Consider the following 20,781-nt stretch of genomic DNA (forward strand, 5'->3'; position numbering starts at 1 on the left):
TTCGGCCACACGACTGTTCCTGCCGGGCTATAAGGTCCCAGGTGCGCCCATCACTAGCGGTGAGACCTGGCCCCACTAAATCGATGGTCTCTTAGCCAACGAATGGCGGCCTCCATGCCTGCCGCAACTGCTTCGTCATCGCTCGCGTAGAGATCACCGACTTGGCGCTTCACTTCAACGTCTCCGTGCCATTCGTACTCGGTGATAACGAAGGTCGCCTGGAAGTGGCCGTCTCTTCCCCGGGAAAAACTGCGAAGCGTGAATTGACCGCATTGCGCGATTTGAACCCGTTCTTGAGGCACTGCCATCCCTTCAGTGTGCTGAAGGTGATTGCGTAGCAACGTAAGAAAAGTGCCCGTTATTCCGGCCACGCTGACGGAGGCCCAATGCCGTCCCAGGCCTAGAACTCGAATGCGAACTTGTGGTTGACGGCGCAGCGTAGGACTACCGACCAGCCTGCTCCGCGATCTTGCGCATCGCGTCGCCGCTGGCCTTGGAGCCGGCGACTTCTAGGTAGGCAGTTCCGGCGTGATGGTGATGCAGGCCCCGCGACGTGGACGGATGGCCGTTAGGCAAGGCCATCTTCGTGACAGAAGAGTAAGCCACCCCCCACAACCAGCCGACGCCGACGGCGGAACGGAGGGAATCGAAACCCTCCGGGCAGGGGACTCAAAATCCCACGCCACAAGGCTTGCCGGCTCGATTCCGGTCCAGGGCATTCAGCACGTCTCAGTACCGATAGTCCCGGTCGCCACGGTCATCCCAGTCGCGATGGTGATGGTGATGGCGCCAACGTTCGCCCCGCCAGTAACCCGGGGCTGGCTGCACGTCGTACACGGGCGCCGGACGGTAGTAGACCGGCGGCGGCGGGCGGTAGTACGCGCGCGGTGCCGGCTCGTAATACACGGGCGCCGGCGCCGAGTAGACCGGCGCGGGTTGGTAGTAGTGCACGGGGCCCGGTTCGGCAACGCCGATTGCAACGCCCGGCAGGTCAATGCCAACAGACCAGCTCGCGCCTGCATTGGCCGAGGCTGCCGTGAAGAGCGCACTGGCCGCCACAGCACTAACTGCGGCCAATTTGAGAAAGGGGGAAAGATTGAGGCTCACTGTGGGGACTTCTGTAGGGGCGAACAGCGCCCTTGCCTACCTACAACGCCCTGCGCCCATCGAATGTCACGTCGCCAACGTGAAGAACGTTGCGAAATGTAGCGATGGGCGCTTAGATGCCTCATGATCGCGAGTTCGATCTCCGCGGACACCTTTGCTAGGGCGGGGTCGGGAGTGGGCCGAACGACGCGCCTATCCGACGAGATTCGGATCGTCGGGCGGGGCTTGAGAAGATCGAAGAATTGGGTGCTCCAGGGAATGGAACTTTCGAGATCTTCGCCGTCGAATAGGGGGTGCCCGCAGGCCGAAGCCGGGGCGTAGCCTAGCAGGAGACGTGACAGAACGTAACGTCTCGCCTATCCTCCTCGCTCCTTTCGATCCCCTCGGCCAGCCTGGGCCGCTAATCTCCAGTGCTCTACGCCCGCTTCATGGCAACGCCCAAGCTTCTCATCACAGGACCAGGGGGATCGACGTATCGACTTGCGGAGCCGATGCAAATCTACGATGGCGAAACCCATGTCGGGACCATCGAGGCAGTGATCGTGTCACGGAGTGGACACGAGGTTTACCTCGACCGCTTTGTGCCCTCGGCCATCCCAATGCGGCACAAGTGGGTGTCGAGGAATCTTGTGCTCGTTGAAACAGTCGCATTCTTGGCAAAGCATTTCGCGGCAGTCACGACGATCAGGGTCTCTTTGGACTCGCCCATTGAAAGGCACGACGACGTCCTTAAGGTCGCGAGGGCCCGTGCCCAGAGCCTGCGTCGCATCAGCGCCCACCAGATCAACATCACCCCCAGCTTCGCACCCTCGAATCGGGGCAATTTCGCGGTTAGTGGGGTCTGGAAGCGCAGCCCGCAAAGCCTCAAGGCCCTCAATGCCGCTCTACGCCACGAACGCGTAGCCCACCAATCTCGGAGGGCGGCGGCGGCAACTGTCGCAGGCCGCCTAGCAAGACTCGGTGCACGGATCCAACTCATGCTTTCCGGCTCGACCGGAAAAGGCATCTAAAGCGGGGAGATAGCCAGGAATCAGGCCGCGCCCTTCACCTTCTCCACGGTGCGGAAGGCGCCCAGGCCCAGCATGCCGAGCAGCAGCGGCCACAACTCCTCGGTGTCGATGCGCGGCAACTCCACCGGATGGCCGATGGCCTGACCGATCATGAAGAGCATCGGGCCGCCGATGAACTTGAAACCTACCGCCAGTGCGCAGATCCAGCCCACTGCTGGGCGCCAGCCGGAGACGAACAGGTTGCCGCTTGCCGCCTCGATCTTGTTGGTCTCGGCCTGAGCCGTCGCAAGCTGCGTGTCGGCGTTGAGCCTGGCAAGTTCGCCCTGCTGAGCCAGTTCGACAAGACGCACTTTCGCCGCTTCGGCAGCGTTTTTGTCCGGGAAAATCTTGTCTAGGATGTCGCCCACGGCGGGCAACAGGGCCAACAATGGGACGGTCACGGCGAGTCCTCCAAGCGCTGCAGGTTGCTGGCCACCCGCCGCGCCCAGCCGCGGCCGAAGGCGCCCCAGGTCGGTTGGTCGGTCATGAACTGCAGGCGCACGCCGTTGAATCTGGCGCCGATGAGCGGATCCGCCGCGGCCACGGCCTGCAGGGTCTTGGGCCCTATCGCGCCATCGGGCATGGCGCCCACCACGCGCTGCAGCCATTTCGCTGCCTGCTCGGGACCGCTGTTCACTGCAGCGTCGAAGACATCGAACCGGATATGCTCCGGCAGGGCGTCTGCCTTGATCGGCATCCAGTACAGGTCGCGGTAGATCTGCTTCGCCTTCTCGCGCGGCAGGTCGCGCATGTCACCACGGAAGCCATTGGCACGGGCTACGCGCGCAGTCACGCCCCACATGGTTTCACCGCCTGGGTCGCGCGAGTCGTTGGCGTAGCCGCCCTCGTGCCCGAGCAGCCGATCGAATGCCTCGTCGAAGGTCATGACAGGTCCCCCGGCTTGGTGAATCGTCCCTCGGCCCAACGCTTGATGCGCAGCCCCCACTCAGTTTCTTCGCGCCACCACTTGCGTACCAAGTAGCCAATCTGCAGGACCACAAGCACCCCGGTAAGGAAGGCGGTCCAGCTGATCTGCGAGTACCAGGCAATGCCACTAGCCGGCGCGGTGCGCACTGCGAGCTCTACCGCGATGTCTTTGATTTCCTGCTTCATTCGCCGCCCTCCTCCCCATTGGCTTCGATCGGGCGAAGCTCCCACCGGCCGCCCTCTAGGTCTTTGGGGTCCGGCACATGGAAGGGCACTTCTTTCGACGCATCGAACTTCGGAGGCGCAGTTCGTGTAGCGAAGGCAGGGCACTGGAGCTTGCCGGGCTCGAGTTGGTCGAAATCCGCGCGGATGCCCCCGGTGAAATGGCGAGTAGTCGGGTCGTAGCTGAAAACGTACATGCCGGCTCCTCGCTCAGTATTTGATGTAGTACGGATAGGCGACGTTGCGCGGCCGGCCGTCTGCGCCGCCTGCATTCAGGATCGTGATTCCGATTCCAGCGGCGTTTATGCCGATGCCCGTGAAGCTGCCGGCGACGCTGATGTTGTGGCCGTGAGCCCCATCGGTGCTGGTGCCGCTCGGCCCAGTAACTTGCGCCGCCGGTGCTGCGCCGCCGGCTGTGGCAACCAGATTCACCGAGGCTTGATAGGAGTGCGAGTGGGAGCCCTGAACGTCCGCCGAAGCCCCATGCGTGTGCCCGGGGTCGCTCACGCCGTGCACATGCGCTGGGTCGCTGTAGCCGTGGTTGTGGATGACGTTGTCATGGTCCTGAAAAGCACCAATCCCGCGGCCCGGGTCGTAGCCGCGCGATTCATCGAGCGTGCGAAGGAAGATCCCGCGCAAGTCCGGCAGGCGAAAGTTACTGACGCCGTCGCCGGTTGAGAACTGCCCAAACCAAGTTCCCGCGCCCCAAATTGCATCGGACGTGATACAGCCGGAGGCCGCAGCGAAGGCCCACAGCGCCGGGTAGGTTGTGCGGCTCACGAGCTGGCCGTTCATCTTCAGGTAGCCCGGCGGCGCGTTGAGGCTCGGCGCCCGGACCATCGTCCCAACTGCCACACCGGCACCGTCGCGCAACTGTGCGATGAAGCTCAGCGCATAGCGGATCGCGTCATCTAGCGTCGATGGGAGGTCGCTGCCGTCCGGGCCGTTGAGGGCCGGGTTCGTGCTGCAGGCTGCAAGGGTGGTGGTTACTGCCATGAAGGAAGCTCCAGAAATGCGAAAACCCGCCGAAGCGGGTTTCAGGGGGATGACGCCAGTGGCGCCTACGAATGGCGGTACGCTGTCGGGGCAAGATGCGAGATGCAACTGGCCACCGGCAAGGACCACAAATGGACTACGAGCACGAGATCAAGGAACTGCACGGCGTCATCGATACGCTCGTCGGCATGAACACTGCCCTGATGTCGGCAGTGACGTTGATGCTGAGGCTCCACCCTAAGAGAAATGTGCTGATCGACGCCTACCCGCAGGTTCGCGAGTTCATAAGCAACCAGTCGCTTTTTCTACCGCTCACCGACGAGAGCATGGCTTTCGCCCAGAAGCTCCTCGATGAACTGTTCCAGCGCGCGAAGGACGACGACTAGCAGGTTGCACGGCCTGCAAGCACACGGAAGGCGCCTTGCAATGCCTCCCACACCTCGCGCCCTAAAATGCGCCGATGGATGGACTGTTCACCGAATACCTGATCTGGAAGGCCATTGGCCTTTGCGTGCTCGGGTTCATGGTGAACTTCGTTTACACGCTCGTCACTGGCCGGACGCTAGAAGAGGTGCTGAGCGAAAAACGAGAGGAGTGAGCGCCGAGGTGCCAGCCAGCCCCAGCGGCCGGCCAACGCTCAAGCGCTCATAGGCCGCGATCGCGCGGGCCAGCTCTTCAGGATCCGCCAGCATCGTGCCCAGGCGGTCCACCCTGCCCCGCTTTGCCGACTGCCGCAGTGCATCCAGCATCGGGCCCGTGAAACGGCCGATGATGGGCGTGCGACTTGCGATTCCGTTCACCATTGGGTTGTCGAGCAGCCCCAGACTGAGCGCGTTCTGCACGTTCTGCGCCGTGTTGGAACCAGTGGCCAGGCCCAGGCGCTCGGCATTGTCAGCGCGCGACAAGTCGCGGCCTACGCCGCCCAGCGTGGCCCGCTCGCCATCGTCGAAGAGGCCGTTCACTGCGCCGCTGCGCGCTGCCAACCACCGATTGAACTTCGCGTTCGTGAGCGCGCCGGCCGCGTTGGTCTGGCTCGCCGCATCCGTCACCGCGTAGTTCTTGAGGAGCTCCGTGGTCTCTGGCGATGCGACGCGGCCAAACGCGGCCATGTCATCAGCTTGCGAGCCGCGCGGGCTAAAGAACTTCGGCGCGAGCTCGCCGCCCTGCGCCGCCGGCTGCCCGTCGCCGCCCTGGCGGAAGATCGAGCCCTGCGGGCCCGTGCGGAAGCGCTGCATGCGGTCCTGATGCATCGCCAGGGCCTCGCGCCACTGGTTGACGATGTCGCCCGGGAAGTTCTCGCCGGGCCGGCCGTTGCCAGCCGCCACCGCATCCACCTGGGCGTCGATGTCGCGGCGCATCTGGTCGAGTGCCGCGGCCTCGCGCGTGCGCCCTTTCGCGACTGCATCCGCGTGCGCTTCCCCGATCGAGCTGCGGAGGTTCTGCACCTCGCGGAATGGGACCGGACGAGCGATCGTCGTGGCGCCGGGTGCATCGCCCTGCAGCGCTTCGCGCGCAGCCTGATACAGGCGATCCATGTCGGCGCTCGCGCCGCGGCCTCCGGCCAGATCAGGGTCGCGCAGGTGGTTCAGCAGCGTCGCCGGATCACTGTCGGGGATGAAGCCTTCGGCGTGCATGCGCTGCGCCAGCGTGTCGAGCGGTTGGCCGCGTCCATTGTTCGCGATGCCGCGCAGGCCCGGCGTCTGGCGAAGGTCGTGGAGCTCGCCAGCGAAGGCCTGGCCAGCAGGCGTCGACGTGTTGATGCCGCCGGCACGGCGCACCGCCTGCGCCAGGGTCTGCTCGTCCTGCGTCAGCCCAGCTCGAGCAGGCGCCACCGCCTCGATCGTTTCCTCGCCGATGTTGCGCGCGGTATCGATCGCGCGTTGCGCGTTGCCGCCCCCATTGAAGGTGCCGCGCCCCAGGAAGCGCTGTTGCGCGGCCTCCATGTGGCCGATCGGCAGGATGAAGCGCGTTTCGTCGAAAGGGTCGACGGCATCGAACGCCGCAGCGGTGCGAGCCCGAGCCGCCTCGTCGGCCGCGCGAACCTCCGGGCCCAGCGCATTCCCGAAGTTTTCGGCCGACTGCTGCACAGTGCCGGTTACCGGCGAGATCCGGTTCAGAGCATCCAGCCGCGCCGCGTCCTGCGCCTGCTGAGCGCCGAGCAGCTTGGTATCGCCCGCGTTGCGCAGCGTGCGCGCCAGCTGGCTCACGCCCGGGTTCTGCAGGATCTGCGGCGCGGTGGCCGGCGCCTGCACGATGCTGGGCCCCTGCTGCGCAAGGGCTGCGCGGACGGCAGGCAGTTCGCTTGCCTTGAAGCCGGCTGCTTCCACGACGGAACGCGCGTCCTTGGCGATCTGAGGAGCGAAGGCCGAACGAGCGCCCGAAGCTATGGCACCACCCGCCTTTGTGACCAACTGGAAGGCCGGCGGCAGCAGCGCGCCCACCAGGCCACCAGCGCCAGCGTCCTCCGGGTTCACCAGTCCGGCCGAAGCAGCGCCAGTGATGCCGCCCCCGGCCGCGCGCGTGCCGAGGTTCAGCAGCCTGCCCGCCGTCGTGGTGGGCGCCATGCCGGTACGGAATCCGCTCGATGCGAGCGACTCAGCGAGCGGCGCCAGCCGCGGCGCCACCGCGCGCACAGTCCCGCCCAGCGCCCCACCGACGCCCGCAGTCCCTGCGATATTGGCCGTAAGCCGTCCAGCGTCAAAAGACGGGCTGGCGTTCTCGGTGATGAACTGCTTCAGCGATGCTTCGCGATCGGCGTTGGCGCGCCCCGCTTCGCTCTGCGCCGGCTGCCCGGTCACCAGGCCGGAGAGAGCCCCCTTCTTCTTCCAGCGATCCTCCACGATGGAGTCGGGCAGGAACTCGGCCGCCTTCTCGTTGGCCTTGGTCATCCCCGTTAGGATCGTGTTCCCGATGTCGGCGGCGCCGCTCGGCAGGCCCTTCGCGAAGCCGGCGGGGTTGAACTCGATGCCGAGCGCGGACAAGGTCGGTCCGATGAGCGGAATTGCAGCGGTGCCAAGCCGGCGCACCGATCGGCGGGTCGAGGGCTCAGCTGCTTCCGGCGCGTCGGCGTACTTGGCCCACGGGCCATCTGCCGGCGCAGCTTCCTGATACTTCTCCCAAGGTCCGGCCATTACAGCTTCTCCCAGCTCTTCGGATCGGCAGGATTGCCGCCCTTGTACCGGTAGCCGTCCTGCACGGCACCGCGCGGCGGTCGGCGACCTCCACCGGCCTCATTGCTCGCAAGCGGCGCGTCGGGGACGCTCTCGCCACGGGTGATCTTCAGCCCGCGCTCGACCACGTCGCGCAGATCCTTCAGCGCCGCGGTGAACTCCTCGGTGCTCTGCGCCTTGTCCAGGCGCGCAATCGCGTTCTCCGCCTTGGTGCCCTCCACCTCCGTGATTGCGCCACCGCCCTTCAGGCTGTTGTATGCCTGCAGGAAGGTCTGGCCCTTGAGTTGGTTTCGCACTTGCGCGAAGTTCCAAGCATCGGTTCCGGGGATGTAGTTGCGCGGATCGAGCGTGCCTTGCAGGCCGGTCGCCTCTTTCAGGCCGGGATGATTGAGCGCCTTGTCGATGGTGCGCAGCGCATCGTTCCCAGCGTTCAGCGCCTTCTGCTTCTCCGCCTTGGGCACGGTGTCAGCCTTCACCTGTTCGGTCGCCCGCAGCTTTGCCACGTCCTCAGCATCCGACTCGGCACGGGACATACCCGAGGGGATGGCGCCGGCCGGCATGCCAGCAGGTGCACGCGAGACCGCCGCTGCACCGGGACCGATGACAGGCGAGCCAGACGCCACCGGCACACCGCCCGTGCGACCACCGCCAGGCAGCCGGCCAATCTCACGCTGGATGCCGGCAATGTCGGCCTGCGCGCGCTGGACAGCCGCCGCATCGCCGCGCTGCTGAGCCGTCGCCAGTTCCCGCTCAAGTGCGCCGAGTTCCTGCGTGTAGATCTGCAACTGCCCGTCAGCCGCCGACGCGGTGTTGCCGCCGTCCAGGCCGCCCGAGCTGTACTGGCGAGGTGCGCCGAGCGGACCACCAGGGAGGGCGCGAGCCGACGGTGTAGCAGCAGGCGCCGGTGCAGCCGGATTGCCGCCCACGAGCGACGACTTAGGCACCTTCCACTTGCGACCGTCCGCCCCCTCCACATCAACGAAATCGCCGCGCATGCCGATGTCCGATTGCTCGATACGATCCGCCGTCCGCGCCTGAATCGCCGGCTGGTTCATGCCGGGCTTGATCGTCTTCTTATCGGCCCACATCCCAGGGGCGACTTCCACCATCTCGGGGCGTGTCGCCTGCCAAAGCGGAGTGACGTCGGGTAGCCCAGCGATGCGCGCGGCCAGCACGTCGTCTGCCGTCATGTTCTGAACCATGCTGCCGCCGGATGCCGGGGCACTACCCACCAAGCCGTCACCTCCCGCCCCAGTCGAACGACCTTGCAGTCGCTCGACGAACGAGGCAAGCGCACCGCTCTTGCGCTGCATCTCGGCGATCTGCGCCTGGCGAAGTTCGGCTTGTCCCGCGTTCTCCGCCATCTGCGACTGCATAAGTTGCTGCCTGAAGCGTCGATCCTCGCGCGCGTCGCGCATCCCATGCGCCTGCTGCACACCGCCAGCAAGGCGCTGCCCGAATGACATGGGTTGCGTGGTCGGGCCACCGGCAGCGATCAGAGCCAGACCAAGCTGCGCATCATCGCTGTTGAGAAAATCCAGAAGTCCACCGGCCATGTTCGCCCCTTACCAGTTACCGCCCGGCGTGCCACCACCCGAGCCATCCGCCGCGGGCGAGCCGCCGACGCTGTTCCCGCTGTTGCCCAGAAAGCCCCCAGGCCCAGCCATCGGCCGGACGCCGAACTGCGACAAGCCCCGCGGGTCATTGCCGCCCATCAGGAAGAATTCCTGCATGTCGCGGTACGCCTGCGTGCCGGGCGTCGGGGTGTCGCCGTAGCGATACGCGCCGTAGCCGCCAGTTGCGCCCACGCTGGCCAGCGCGCTCGGATCGCCGCCCATGAGCCAGGGCGAGCGCCCGCTGTCGATGAGCGCCTGCTGAACCGGCGAGTACCCCATGTCCTGCTGCACAAACTTGCGCTCCGGCTCTGGGATCGGCTCCGGCCGGCTCTGCATCCCCTGCACGCTGCGTTGCCCGAGGCCGCCAGCCATCGTGTTCCAGTCCCAAGCCTGAGCACGAGCGTTCGGGTTCTTCTTGTCGAAGCCCACCGGCTGCCTCTGCAGTTGGCCCAGCAGACCAGGAATCAGCCCGCGCATGTAGTCACTCTGCGCATACTGGTTGTCGAGGGATGCACGCTGCCGCGCGCTGATCGGCTGCGCCTGATACCGCGACTGCAAGGCAGATCCCTCGTTCAGGTTCTGCAGCAGCCAGGGGACCGCCATTGCCCAGGGCTCGCGATTGCTGGAGCTCGAGCCCGCGCCACCACCCGATTTGCTGTCGGCGCTGAGCAAGCCGCCCACCGCCCCGATTGCCGCGCCGATCCATGCCATGGTCAGTCCTCCTTCGATTGGTTCATGGTGCGCACGAGGCCATTGACCTCGGCGACATTGATGGGCGCCACGGTGATGTCGTCCACCGCATCGGGCGTGTCCGCCTCGGTGCCGTGGATGCACAGCCAGATCACGCCTGAGAGCGCTCGCACGCCGTGGTGCACGCCGGCCGGGATCTCGATGCACGCCGGGCCCGTGAGCACGCGCCGCTCGGAGTCGCTCACCAGCTCGACAGCCCCGCTCACCAGGTAGGCCAGGTGCGGGTAGTGGTGCCGGTGCTGCACGATCTGCGCACCCTTCGGGATCAGCGTTTCCTTGATGCAAACGCCCGAGCCGAAGAAGTGCGAGATGTTGGAGCCGTCGAGCTCGCTGATTGGCCGGAGCCCGGACGGAAGCAGCCCCCCGCTCATGCGCGCCACCCGGGGTAGCTGCCGTTCGTGCTCGTGCCATCGGAGGCGGTGTTGCCCCAATCCCAGCCGCCGCTGCTTCCGCCGCCAGACGAGCCCCCACCCTGGCGCCACCAGCTATTCCCCAACTGGGCGCCGCCGACCGCAGAAAGCAGCGGATTGCTGCTCGTGCCCTGCGTGCCGGTGCTCGTTCCGCCCATGCCGCCCAGGCCGCTCGCGATCTGCGAGAACTGCTGCAGGTAGTTTAACGGAGCGGTCTGCTCGAAGCCTGCGTTCTGCTGGTCCAGCGCGTTGTAGCCGCCTAGCGTGCCCAGGAGCCCGATGCCGGCCTGCAGGTTGCCCATGTTCTGCGCGTAGGCGTCGTTAAACACGCCGCGGTCGAAGTCCTGTTCGTACCGGCGCGTACCCTCATCGAATTGCCGCTGACCCTCGCCGAACCCCTTTTGCCAGCGGTACATGTCCTGCTGTTGGGTGTAGTCGCCGAAGCGCAGCTTGGTCGCGATGTCGGACAGCGAGCCTTGCAGGTTCTTCTCGTCGTTGCGCGCCATCTCCTCCAGCCCGCTGTTGCCGAAGCTCCCGGAGCGCACCATGGTCGCATTCGAGGCCGGCCGGGCAGACAGGTTGAAGTTGCGCACGACATCGCCGCTCGCCGCGTCGATCATCTGCTGAAGGTAGGGGTTGCTGGTGCCGAGGTACGGATTGTCCGTTCCTGCACCCCAGCCGGAGAGGTCTGCCATATGAAACTCCTTTATGCGCGGCGCACCAAGTGGCCCGAGAAACTGCTGAATGAGGGGCTTACGCCGAGGAATCGCGCCGAGGTGCCACTGACCCAACCGACGACTTGCATGACATCGCTGGACCCATTCATGAAGACCGGGCCAGATGCCGCGTTCACCGCGCCAACGCCACCCGAACTCCCTTGAAAGAGAACGGGCTGCCGGATGCCTAAGCTGTTCTTCCAGAACTGAAGGCGAACGTCGGTGATCGGGGCTGCCGCAGCGTCAAAGGTCAGGTTTGCGCAGAAGTTGTAGTAGCCGGCAACGTCCGGCTGAAACAGCCAATTGGTCGTGTCATAGCGGCCATTGGTGTCGAATTCCTCAAGGTCGCAGTGCAGGAAGAAAAAGCCCCCAGCACTGCCCACGCTCTGGTTCGCTGACATGTAGGCGTAGAAGGCCGGCGCATCGAGCGTCTCGCTGATCGGCTTTGCTCCGGCCCGAACGTTTCCGATCGCATCGGCCATCGGATTGACGACGAGCGCCACATCGCGCGCCCACGTAAGCAGCGACCCGAAAAGGCCCGGTCCAGGCGCAAGGCGTGGCTCTTGTCCGAGCTTCTTCATCGCGCACCGTCCGGGCGCAGCGGCAGCTTGTGGGCGGTTTCATGGTGATCGCCCATGAAGTCGAAGCGCACACGATGGAAGCGCCCGGACTGCCAGACATCGAAGCCCCCGTCGTAGATTTGCTCCGTGGGGCCGGCAGCGAGTGCATCCCCCTCGTTGAACTTGAAGAACCCGCTTGCGCAAGCGCTCGTCGGCGACTGCGTGAAGCGAACACGCACGCGATCGAGCAGAGAGACCAGGTCGTCATCGCCGTAGTCACCGGTCGTGTAGCTGGAGGCGCCGCACGCGCCGCTGTTCACGACGAGTTGATGACTCGCATTGAAATAGGCGAATGCGCGACCGCCAGAGAGCCAGTACTGTGAGTCGAACGGGACAGCCGGGAGGTCGTTAATCGAGCTCGAATAGACGTTCAAGCCGTCAATCGTGGTGCCTGGCGCCGTGAAGCTCATCGCGGCCTCGGACACGAAGTCGGAGCGGCCCCAGCGTTTCGTCTTCACGTTGTAGACCAGCACCCGGTCGAGCGCGCCTAAGCTGCCGGTCGAGGCGAAGCTGACCCAGACAAGCTGCCGCTGACGGTCGAAGGACACGCGCGTCCTGTATCGGTACGTTTGGGAGCTGTTGCGGCGGAACCAGACGCGCACCTCATCGCCGATCGAGACAGGTCGCGTGCTGTCAAAGATCCAGAAATCGTCCTCGCCGACGATGAAATGCGCCCCGCCGATGTCGCACACCGCATCCAGCCCCACGGCGCCGCAATCGTTCGAGCCCGGCACGAGAGTCCATTGCCAGGTTCCCGAGGCCGAGCCTACGAACTGGCCCAGGAAGATGCCGCGCGTCTTGTAGGCAATCACGTAGTCGCCCAGCCCTGCAGCAGCCTGGATGCCACCTGGCACCGCTACAAGGCGGCCCGTGGTCGCGCCTGTCGCAACGCTCGGCGTCCAGTTGGTCTGATCGCTCTGCGCGCAGCACCACCAGCGGTCGGGCGACACTCCGAAGGTGCCGTCGTTCGTGTTGAACGCGATCACGAAATTGTTCGACGCGCTGACGACGATCTTTGCTCGCGGAGCGCCCGCAATGGCCGCGAAAGCGCCCGTCGTCGAGCTCTGCATGGTGTCCACCAGGTTCGATGCGATCGTGGTATCGCCGAACTGGCAAAAGCTCCAGCGGGAATCAACGCTGCCGGTATAGCTGCCGCCCCCGGCGCTGCGGTCGGTCCAGGTGGTGCTCAACAGCTCGTAGAGCTTGGTCTGAGTGCCGGCGAAGATCCGGCGCGTCTCGTTGAGCTTGGTGACAATGACTGCACCACGGCACTCGGCTGGCAAGGCAGCGACGTTCGCGCTTGCCCCGGTCGGCGCGCCGGCAAAGCCGGTCTCAGTCGGGATGATGTTGGCGCAATCCGTGAAGATCCCCGGCGTGTTCGGGTCCACATCGGGGGCGAAACCAAGCAGCTTGTCCATCACCGGCGCCGCTGGTGGAGACGTGAGCCGCTGATCTGCGCTGCGAGATCGGCGGACTGAAAGTTGTCGATCGCCTTGTCGAGCAGCGACCCGTATTCGGCCACCTTGGCATCGTTCTTGACGAAGATCGCGGCCTCTATCAAGGCAGCGTACAGGTAGATGCTCGGCGCACGGTCGAGCAGCCAGGTTGTCCCGGCGGTTTCCAGCAGGCCTGGATGCTTGAAGTACTTGATTGAGAGGTCGAGATTGACGCTTGGCGTCTGGCCATACAGCAGCCGGCCGCCCTCGATGCTGTACTTCGAGGGATCGCCGTCGTAGGGCAGATCCTCAAGAACGTCAGCCGACATGTACTCCATCCGGGCTTCGGTCGCGCTGCGGATGCGCTTGAACGCCAGCCAGTCGTCAGGCAGGGCGACCCAGTTCTGTCCAGCAGGAATCGTCAGGGTCGAGGACTCGACACCCCATTGCGAGCGCACGCGCTGCCACAGACGCTCCTCACCCAGCCGGATGAAGTCGGGCACCCGGTTGGCGACCGTCGAATCGAAGCGCCCAGACCAATCCTTGACGGCGGTCTGCAGGTCGGTGTAGCTCGACAACGCCATGTCAGAGGCTCTTCTTGTACGGCGAGTAGCCGATGAAGCTCGGGTTGTCGCGGAAGAACTGGCGCACGGCGGCGGCGCGTTCGGCGCGGTCGCGGATCACCAGAATCTTTGCGTAGAAGGCAGGCGGAATGTGGCCCACCAGTTTTCCTTCACCCCAGCGCTGCCCGTCCTGAGCCTCGCGCAGCTCTTGCGCGTACTTCAGATGCGGCTCGGCGTCGAAGGTCTTTTGTGTGATGAGGGAATCGCCCTCGAAGTGCAGTTGCGTGCGAATGCCGGTATGGGGATCAACCCCTTCGTCAATCGTCACGTTCTCGGAATAGCCAGTAGTCATTTCGTGCGCTCCAATGAAAAAGGGCCTCCCGAAGGAGGCCCCTTGATGCCGCAGCTTCTGATCAACCGCCCGTGAGGTCGGCGATCTTGAAGTGCACGTTCTCGCTGGTCAGGCGCAGGGTTGCGTCCACCAGAATTTGCTCGCGCGTGCTGTCGCCAGACTTGCCGAGCGGCTCGGACTGGAACGGGCGCAGGTACGCGACATCGCCGTACTCCGGATCAAGACCGAACACCTGCGTGCTGCCGGCCATGATGTAGTGCGGGACGATCTCCAGGTCGCCGAAATCCGACGTGTACACGTCGGCGCCGCCGATGATGCGACCTTGCTCCTTCTTCGCCACCTGCACGCGGTTGACCGCGATACCGGTGAAGCCGGAGAAGACGCCCTTGTGGTTCGGGCCCATGTACACCGCAGGCGGAATCTTGCCGCTGGAGGTGTAGACGGCCTGAACCGAAGCTTTCAGCAGCGCCTCGGTAAAGGCGCGGCCGGTGCCTGCGGTCGGGGCGGTCGTCGGAGCGCCGGAGGTGTGCGCAGCGGTCGAGCCGCCAGCACCGTGGTTCGCGTTGGTGTAGATCAACACGCCCAGGCTCCCAGCCTTGGCAGGCGCGGCACCGGAGCCCGCAACAGCCGGGTTCGTGGAGACCGCCATGGCCTCCATATCGCGCTGGAGTTCCTTGTAGCCCTTGGCCTTGTAGTAGGCCATCGCGGACTTCATGCCTGCCTTCTTGACCTTCTCGACCCGGCCGGAAACCGCGATCGTGTCTTGGAAGATCTGGCAATAGTTGCCGACGCGCACCGGCGGGGTCTTGGCGCTCGCTGTGGCGTCATCGCCGTCGATGGCAGCGTTGTCCTTGTTCGGCGTGCGCAGGTTGTCACGCTGCCACTCGGTGAAGGTGTTTTCCGCGGTTGCCTTGCCGAACATCGAGATCACAGGCGTGCTCTCGGGGTTCACCATGGTGATCTTGTCGATCAGGTCTTCGCGAACGTTGGTGCCGGCATCGTACCGGTCGTAGAGGTTGGTTGGTTGGGCCATGTTGGCCTCCTTACAGCTTGTTGGTCAGAAGGAACGAGGCGAGATCGCGCGTGCTGGCCTTCCCGGACTGGAAGCGCTTGTTCAGCTGCTTGTTGACCTGCTCGTTGCGGGGCGTGCTCTGGCGAGCCGCTGGCAGTTGAGGCGCCTCGCGCACCTTCCCCTTCATGGTCTTTGCCTTGTCCTGCAACTGACGGTAGGCAACGGCGTCCTTCATGATCAGGACCAAGCGAGGGTCCCGGACCACTGCAAAACGCTCTTGTTCGACGCCGTACAGCTTGTGTACATCGCCGAAGATGCTGACGAGCTTCTCCTTGTTGATGCCGTGCTGGCCCAACTTGCCCCATGCAGCGGACACCTCGCGTGCGGATGCTTCCTGCTGGGCTGCCTGGTGCTGCTGCACCACGGAGTTCATTTCGGCGTCGATCTCGGCCAAGGCCGCGTTCACCGCACGATGCCGCGCATCCTCAAGGATGTACGCATCGCGGTCGGTGGCCGCCAACTGGGCCAGTTCCGCCTCGCTCTTCAGCGCCGCCAACTTCACGATGGCGGTTCGTGCCTTCATCGCCTGCTGCGCGTACTGCTCTAGGCCTTGGGTAAGGCGCTGTTCGACCAGGGAATGCGCTTGGCGCTCGCGTTCGCCCAGTTCCATGGTCTTCCGCGTGTAATCGGAATGACGCATGTAGCTGGCGACCAGCTCTTTCTCGTCCACCTCAAGTTCGGTGTCGGCTCCGTCTTCGCCTTTGACAGAGACTTTGAACTTCTGACCGCTTGGCTGACCTTTGGCGGGGTCCGATGCGCCGTCGCCGGCATCATCTTCGTCAGGGCTGTCATCCTCGGCATCACCGCCGGGGTTTTCGTCGGCATCGGAGTTGTCCGGATCGGGTCCGGGCTCGTCGCCGTTGTTGGGGGCATCCTGCAGCGTGTCGGCCTCAGGGTTATCGACCAGGAATGCCGCCAGGTCATCTTCAGATACCGGGGCCGAATTGGCTTGTCCAGTCATTTGATGCTTTCAATCAAGACCACCCCCACGAGGCACCAGGGGGCAGACACGGGACGCATCGCTGCGGAGCCCAAAAAGGTCGGTGCGGACCTAGATAACTTTGCGCAGGGCCCGGCGCACGCCGGATTCATTGCGTGCACTGTCGATGTCGATCTTCGCGGTGGCCAGCTTGCCGGCTTCAAGGAGGCCGCGCAGCGTAGACTCGACGTTGTCCGCGATCCGGGCGGCCTGCAGCAGCAGCACCTGGCCCTCACGATCGCGGACCGGGCAATCCTTCCAGCGCTCGACAACGTTTTCGCGCATGAGACGCATCGCTTCATTGAAGGCGGGGTTCTCAAGCACGCGCGCGGCTTCGACGCCAAGGTCTGCCATGCGTTGGTTTGCGGATCGGTTCATGCCAATAGCAGCGCAATCAGCGCTTCCTCTTCGTCTTGAGCCGCAAGGCGGGCCCGGGCTTGCTCTTCGGCCTGCATCTGCTGGATGCGGAAGGCCACTTGCGCCATGAACAGCTGCATCGGATCGACCTCTGCAACCACCGACGGGATCACTGGGCGCTGCGCCAGCCAGCCGGCCATCAGCTCGCGAAAACGCTCCTCTGCTCCGTCGTGCTGCAGAACAAGCTCTGCCGCCTGCACCTCAATGACCTTCGCCCGCTTCGCTGCGCGCTCCTTCGCCGGCTTCACGCGACGCTCGGCGCGAGCCTCCAAGATGCGCTGCAGCAGCGGCTTGAACGAGACAAAGCGTGGGCCGCTCTCAAAGCCTGCATTGCGGGTCGGCTCCGGCGCCGGGCTCCCCTGCGTCACTGTCGGCGCGTGGCCGGTCAACACGATGGCGCCAGCACCCGGCGCCACGTTCTGCGCGCCGGATTGAGTCACCGTGGGCGCATAGCCCGTGATCGCGATGGCTCCAGCGCCAGGCACGGCCGAATGAGGCTGCGAGATCGTGGGGGCGTACCCCGTCAGGCCAACAGCACCAGCACCAGGCGCCGCGCTGTGCGGCTGTCCGATGGTCGGAGCGAAGCCCGTCAGCGCAATGGCACCAGTGCCCGGGGTTGCCGAGTGCGGCTGCGCGATGCTTGGAGCGAAACCTGTGATCGCGACCGTCCCGGCTCCGGGGTTGACCGCCGTACCACCCCCGCCAGCAGCTTCCCTGAAGCCTACGACGAAGACGGCAGCCTGGCCACCGACCGTCGAGCCGAATGCCGGCGACATGGCGGCGGTGCCCGGAGACACCGCAGAGGCGACGCAACCCGGCCAGTAGTTGCCGGAGCCCTCCTGCGAATCGATTGCGAAAGGCGCAGCGACGCTCCACGTCTGCGCGCCTTGGTTGTTACCGCAGAAGCCCAGGACATCGGCATTCGCTTCAAGCGGACCGCTGGTAACCGTCCACGGCGTCGGGAAGCCGTCGCCCGTCTGCGCCACGCTGCCGGCGATGAGGGGCGATGTCGGATCGCGCCCGCGAAGCACCGAGACGGCATAGCCCGTGTCCGCGCTGCTGCTGTAGGCGACCGCGACCTGAAAGCCGGTCTTGGCAGGCACCTTGGCCCAGTAGACGCGCAGCTGGTTGCTGTTTGTCGTGTCCGGTTGCGTCGTGCCGATCTGCACGAAGTCCGAGCCTGGTCCTCCCCCCGCGTTGTGCGTAGGCGTTGATCCACCAGCCTGGTTGAAGGCCTCGCGTATGGACACAACCGCGATGTCGTCCGCGAGCGTGTTCCCCGTGGTCGATAGAAATGAGCCGGCCCCGTTCCCCTGCCCCGTGAGCGTGAACGCGACCGCCATGGAACCCCTTAAGTCGCCGTCAGGATGCCGTTCGCGTGCGGCGTCACGGTCAGCGGGTTGCCGGCAGTCGTCAGCGGCACATCAGCCGGCGTCGAGTCGCCCAGGAAGTGGCCCAGCATCGGATTCACCTTGCCATTGAGCGTGCCGAGGTAGTAGACGACACCACGGCGCCAGGCCGGAATGCCGGTGCCAGTCGCGTTCCACACGGCAGGGTCACAGGTGAACTTCACCACGCCCCCGGTCTGGTTGAGGGTCACATTCGCGAGTGCGATGCCGCCCGTGGTGTAGCCCTGGCCGTTCGCGATCTGCGCAGCGGATGCCGCCGCCCACAGTTCATCGGTCGCGTTGTTCGGCACATAGCTGTTCGTCACCAGCGCCAGCCGCCAGTTCGCAGCGTTGGCGTTCAGGAGGTTGGTCGCGTTGAAGAGGTTGAGCTTCGCCAGGTCGGGGAAGATGAATGCGCCTGCTGCCATGGTGAATCCTTAGTGGTGTCCGACCACGCGGCCGGCTTCATCTCGAACGATCGGGCGCACTTGGCCGCCCTTGGCAACGCCGACCACTGCGCCAGTCGCTGGGTCGCGAACGAGTGCGGCCGGTGCGTCAATCTTGGCGTTGATGGTCTCCATGCCGGCCATGAGCACCTGGAACGGGTCCGGCCCCTCGACTACAGCTCCGGTCTCAGGGTCGACGCCCCAGCCAGGCGGCAGGATGCTCTCGGGGTGCGAGATCTTCGCCACCGTGACGCGCGCAGCGTTGTCCTTGTCGGTCTTGTAGCGGCCCTCGGCGATGCGAGCGAGCTCAAGCTGATAGTCGTACTCGGCCTTGGCGCGTTCCCGCGCGGCGTCACGCTCGTCGTTCTGCTGCTGCAGCGCAAAGTTGTTCTGCGCCTCGCGTTCCTTGATCTGAGCCTCGCGGTCGATCCGCGCCATGGCGGTCTGCTGCTTCATCTGCTCGATCAACACCTCTGGGGGCGGGCCTTCCGGCTTCTTCGGCATCGGAGCGTCGCCCGGGTCCTTCAGGTACTCGCCGACGTTCTTGAACCCGCCCAGGGCGATGCGCTTCGCCTGCGTGTTGTAGATCTGCTTGGGCGTGACCATCATCTCGCCGAGCGGGCTCTGCGCGAGCATCAGTTGGGTTTGCGCAATGTTGCCCAGCACCAGCATCTGCTTGTCCGTGTCGCCCGTGCCCAGGCCGACGTTGACGGTGGCGTCATACCCATCGCGCCAGTCGTTCGGGTCGTACTTGACGAACCGGCCGCGCAGACGGAACGCGATAGGCTCCATGTCGCCTTCGGTTAGAAGGTGCAGGATGCCCTTGAACATGGGCTTCACCAGCGTTTCGCCCAGCATGCGCGCGATCAGCTTCACCCGCTGCTTGGCCGCGTTGGTGAGTTGGCCAGCTTCGTAGGCGGTGCGGTCGGTGCGCAGCGCGTTGGGGTCGATCCCCTGCTGCATCTTCGAGACACCCGTGCGCTTCTCGCCCATCGAGTCGATGTATTCAAGGAGCGGGAACATCTGGTTCCCGACGAAGGGCGTGAGGTCGCCCCCCAGCGCGTCAGGCTGGCGCACGCGAATGACATCGCCAGGCTGCCCGTCAAGCACGTCGTCAATGTCGGCCATCGGGGCGCCGTTCTTGTCGATCAGGACGGTCTTGCGCGGGTTGTTCGCAAGGTAGGCGTTGTTCAGGACGCTGCGCGTAAGCTCGGTCTTGATGACCTGCAGGTCCGACACGATCTCGGCGATCGACATGCCATCCCAGCGGTGCTGCACCAGGATGGGCGAGCCGATGGAGATCGGCACCTCGTCGCATTCCTCGTTGCTCAGCACCTTGTCAGCGAGGCGGTACACCTCCCGGCGCTCGGCAATTCCATCCCCGTCGAAATCGGCCAGGACCCACTCGATGCGCAGCCATCCCTTGGTTTGGCTCTCGTCCGCAGTCTCGACGGCTTCCCGGTCAAGGTCGGCTTCTTCGGGCAGCCCGCGGCGCATCTGGCGCTGATCCTCAGCATCTCCAACACCCGGTTGAATGCTGGCGGCCAGTTCCTTCGCCTCAACGTCCTTGAACCCCATCTCGTGGAGGTCGGACAGCGTCACCTCCATGTTCCGGTTCACGTAGGGGCAGTCGGCCAGCATCATGCTGGACCAGTCGCGCTGCACCAGCAGGTTGTCAGGCTGGAACGCCTCGACCTTGATGCACTTCTTCTCCACCACGCGAGAGATCCGCACGGTGAAGCGCTCTTCCACGGCAGGTGTGCCGTCGAGGTTGAACACGGGCTGGCCAGTCATCTGGTCGATAGCCGGCACCAACGTGACATCCTGGCCCTCGATCTTGTCGTCTTCCTGCGACTGCGCGGCAAGCTCAAGTGCACTGACGTTCTCAAGCGTGATGACCTTGCGAATGCGCTTTTTCTCTTTGCGCCAGTGGATCGCGCCGGTCTTGATCTGCAGCGCATCCTTGAAGGCGGTGGTCAGGACCAGGAAGCCGTCGTTCATCTTGCGAAAGACGTGGTTGACCGTGTCCGTCGCCTGCTGGCAGTACTCGGCGTCGTCGGCCTCCGTGGGCTCGAACTCAACCGCGTCGTCGCTGCTCAGGAACATCTCGACGAGGTCGGGCAAGATCCATTCGACCGTGTCCTGCACCTCGGACGTGACGATGTCCGACCAGCCCTCTACCTCCGTGCCATAGGGCAGGCGGTAGTACTCGCGCACCGAGCGGCGGCGCTCCTGCGCGAGCGTGCCCCAGACGAACTGCGCCGAGCTGCTTTCGCGCTCCTGCAGCAGGCTCAGGAGCTGCTTGTCGTCCATCTTCTTCGCCACTTACTCCCCCTGCACAGCCTTGGCGGCAGCCTCGGCCGCGCGCTGCTTGGGCGACTTCTCGGGCCAGGGCGGGCAACCCACGACGAACGTGCCATCCTCGTAGGTGTGGGTCTGGCTACCCTGCGCGGCTTCGAGCACGGCTGCAGCGATGTCCTCGCCGGCCGGCTTGTTGTCGGTGGTCGGCTGCGTATCGGTCTTGGGGGTCTTTGCCATGATGGTC

Annotated in this window: 24 protein-coding genes; 2 read left to right on the plus strand and 22 right to left on the minus strand. The window is 65.0% G+C overall.

The features are described 5' to 3' along the window. Positions 1-729 precede the first annotated feature (729 nt). On the minus strand, positions 730-951 hold the full coding sequence (locus tag E5P3_RS36505; RefSeq protein ID WP_443083265.1) for a hypothetical protein: 222 nt from the start codon (positions 949-951) through the stop codon (positions 730-732). 647 nt (positions 952-1,598) lie between these two features. Here E5P3_RS36505 and E5P3_RS24395 point away from each other — a divergent pair. Beyond that, a complete protein-coding gene (locus tag E5P3_RS24395) occupies positions 1,599-2,117 on the plus strand; it encodes a hypothetical protein (RefSeq protein ID WP_162588303.1) in 519 nt (172 codons plus the stop codon). A gap of 20 nt (positions 2,118-2,137) precedes the next feature. Here the strand turns inward: E5P3_RS24395 and E5P3_RS24400 are convergent, their stop codons facing one another. Genes E5P3_RS24400 through E5P3_RS24420 form a run of 5 tightly spaced genes read right to left on the minus strand, consistent with a single transcriptional unit; the run spans position 2,138 to position 4,301 of the window. Beyond that, positions 2,138-2,542 carry a 3TM-type holin gene (locus E5P3_RS24400; protein ID WP_197893981.1) on the minus strand — a complete coding sequence of 135 codons (405 nt, stop codon included), beginning with the start codon at positions 2,540-2,542 and terminating at the stop codon, positions 2,138-2,140. An 11-nt stretch (positions 2,543-2,553) separates the two neighbouring features. After that, entirely contained in the window at positions 2,554-3,042 is a 489-nt protein-coding gene (locus E5P3_RS24405; RefSeq protein ID WP_162588304.1) for a glycoside hydrolase family 108 protein, read from the minus strand. Continuing rightward, positions 3,039-3,269, minus strand: coding sequence for a hypothetical protein (locus E5P3_RS24410; protein ID WP_162588305.1), 231 nt, complete (start codon positions 3,267-3,269; stop codon positions 3,039-3,041). Before E5P3_RS24410 ends, E5P3_RS24405 begins: the two co-directional genes overlap by 4 nt. Continuing rightward, positions 3,266-3,502, minus strand: coding sequence for a hypothetical protein (locus E5P3_RS24415; protein WP_162588306.1), 237 nt, complete (start codon positions 3,500-3,502; stop codon positions 3,266-3,268). The genes E5P3_RS24410 and E5P3_RS24415 overlap by 4 nt, the downstream gene beginning before the upstream one ends. 13 nt (positions 3,503-3,515) lie before the next feature. Continuing rightward, entirely contained in the window at positions 3,516-4,301 is a 786-nt protein-coding gene (locus tag E5P3_RS24420; protein ID WP_162588307.1) for a phage tail protein, read from the minus strand. Between the two features lie 131 nt (positions 4,302-4,432). Here E5P3_RS24420 and E5P3_RS24425 point away from each other — a divergent pair, with 131 nt between their 5' ends. After that, a complete protein-coding gene (locus E5P3_RS24425; RefSeq protein WP_162588308.1) occupies positions 4,433-4,687 on the plus strand; it encodes a hypothetical protein in 255 nt (84 codons plus the stop codon). A 162-nt stretch (positions 4,688-4,849) separates the two neighbouring features. Here E5P3_RS24425 and E5P3_RS24430 read toward each other — a convergent pair whose 3' ends face one another. The 16 genes from E5P3_RS24430 to E5P3_RS24505 form a co-directional block, all read right to left on the minus strand. Further along, positions 4,850-7,432, minus strand: a complete 2,583-nt coding sequence (locus E5P3_RS24430) for a hypothetical protein (protein ID WP_162588309.1) — start codon at positions 7,430-7,432, stop codon at positions 4,850-4,852. Beyond that, positions 7,432-9,027: a hypothetical protein gene (locus tag E5P3_RS24435; protein ID WP_162588310.1), complete on the minus strand. Its 1,596-nt coding sequence runs from the start codon at positions 9,025-9,027 to the stop codon at positions 7,432-7,434. The genes E5P3_RS24430 and E5P3_RS24435 overlap by 1 nt, the downstream gene beginning before the upstream one ends. A gap of 9 nt (positions 9,028-9,036) precedes the next feature. After that, positions 9,037-9,798 (minus strand): hypothetical protein, encoded by a 762-nt coding sequence (locus tag E5P3_RS24440; protein ID WP_162588311.1) that lies wholly within the window; start codon positions 9,796-9,798, stop codon positions 9,037-9,039. 2 nt (positions 9,799-9,800) lie between these two features. After that, on the minus strand, positions 9,801-10,208 hold the full coding sequence (locus tag E5P3_RS24445; protein WP_162588312.1) for a cupin domain-containing protein: 408 nt from the start codon (positions 10,206-10,208) through the stop codon (positions 9,801-9,803). Beyond that, positions 10,205-10,942, minus strand: coding sequence for a hypothetical protein (locus E5P3_RS24450; RefSeq protein WP_162588313.1), 738 nt, complete (start codon positions 10,940-10,942; stop codon positions 10,205-10,207). Before E5P3_RS24450 ends, E5P3_RS24445 begins: the two co-directional genes overlap by 4 nt. Before the next feature lie 11 nt (positions 10,943-10,953). Next, complete coding sequence (locus E5P3_RS24455) at positions 10,954-11,544, minus strand: hypothetical protein (protein WP_162588314.1); 591 nt, start codon at positions 11,542-11,544, stop codon at positions 10,954-10,956. Beyond that, the gene (locus E5P3_RS24460; RefSeq protein WP_162588315.1) at positions 11,541-13,001 is read right to left on the minus strand and encodes a hypothetical protein; all 1,461 of its coding nucleotides are present in this window, start codon (positions 12,999-13,001) and stop codon (positions 11,541-11,543) included. The genes E5P3_RS24455 and E5P3_RS24460 overlap by 4 nt, the downstream gene beginning before the upstream one ends. Beyond that, positions 13,001-13,603 carry a phage adaptor protein gene (locus E5P3_RS24465; RefSeq protein ID WP_162588316.1) on the minus strand — a complete coding sequence of 201 codons (603 nt, stop codon included), beginning with the start codon at positions 13,601-13,603 and terminating at the stop codon, positions 13,001-13,003. Before E5P3_RS24465 ends, E5P3_RS24460 begins: the two co-directional genes overlap by 1 nt. A gap of 1 nt (position 13,604) precedes the next feature. After that, complete coding sequence (locus tag E5P3_RS24470; protein WP_162588317.1) at positions 13,605-13,910, minus strand: hypothetical protein; 306 nt, start codon at positions 13,908-13,910, stop codon at positions 13,605-13,607. Positions 13,911-13,995: 85 nt separating this feature from the next. Further along, on the minus strand, positions 13,996-14,967 hold the full coding sequence (locus E5P3_RS24475; RefSeq protein ID WP_162588318.1) for an SU10 major capsid protein: 972 nt from the start codon (positions 14,965-14,967) through the stop codon (positions 13,996-13,998). Positions 14,968-14,977: 10 nt separating this feature from the next. Next, positions 14,978-15,967 carry a hypothetical protein gene (locus tag E5P3_RS24480; protein WP_162588319.1) on the minus strand — a complete coding sequence of 330 codons (990 nt, stop codon included), beginning with the start codon at positions 15,965-15,967 and terminating at the stop codon, positions 14,978-14,980. Between the two features lie 90 nt (positions 15,968-16,057). After that, the gene (locus E5P3_RS24485) at positions 16,058-16,339 is read right to left on the minus strand and encodes a hypothetical protein (RefSeq protein WP_162588320.1); all 282 of its coding nucleotides are present in this window, start codon (positions 16,337-16,339) and stop codon (positions 16,058-16,060) included. Positions 16,340-16,359: 20 nt separating this feature from the next. Further along, positions 16,360-17,571, minus strand: coding sequence for a hypothetical protein (locus tag E5P3_RS24490; protein ID WP_162588321.1), 1,212 nt, complete (start codon positions 17,569-17,571; stop codon positions 16,360-16,362). Between the two features lie 182 nt (positions 17,572-17,753). Continuing rightward, positions 17,754-18,218: a hypothetical protein gene (locus E5P3_RS24495; RefSeq protein WP_162588322.1), complete on the minus strand. Its 465-nt coding sequence runs from the start codon at positions 18,216-18,218 to the stop codon at positions 17,754-17,756. Between the two features lie 9 nt (positions 18,219-18,227). Beyond that, positions 18,228-20,561: a portal protein gene (locus tag E5P3_RS24500; RefSeq protein ID WP_162588323.1), complete on the minus strand. Its 2,334-nt coding sequence runs from the start codon at positions 20,559-20,561 to the stop codon at positions 18,228-18,230. After that, positions 20,562-20,774 carry a hypothetical protein gene (locus E5P3_RS24505; RefSeq protein WP_162588324.1) on the minus strand — a complete coding sequence of 71 codons (213 nt, stop codon included), beginning with the start codon at positions 20,772-20,774 and terminating at the stop codon, positions 20,562-20,564. Positions 20,775-20,781 lie beyond the last annotated feature (7 nt).

The organism is Variovorax sp. RA8 (assembly GCF_901827175.1).
Lineage (GTDB): Bacteria > Pseudomonadota > Gammaproteobacteria > Burkholderiales > Burkholderiaceae_C > Variovorax.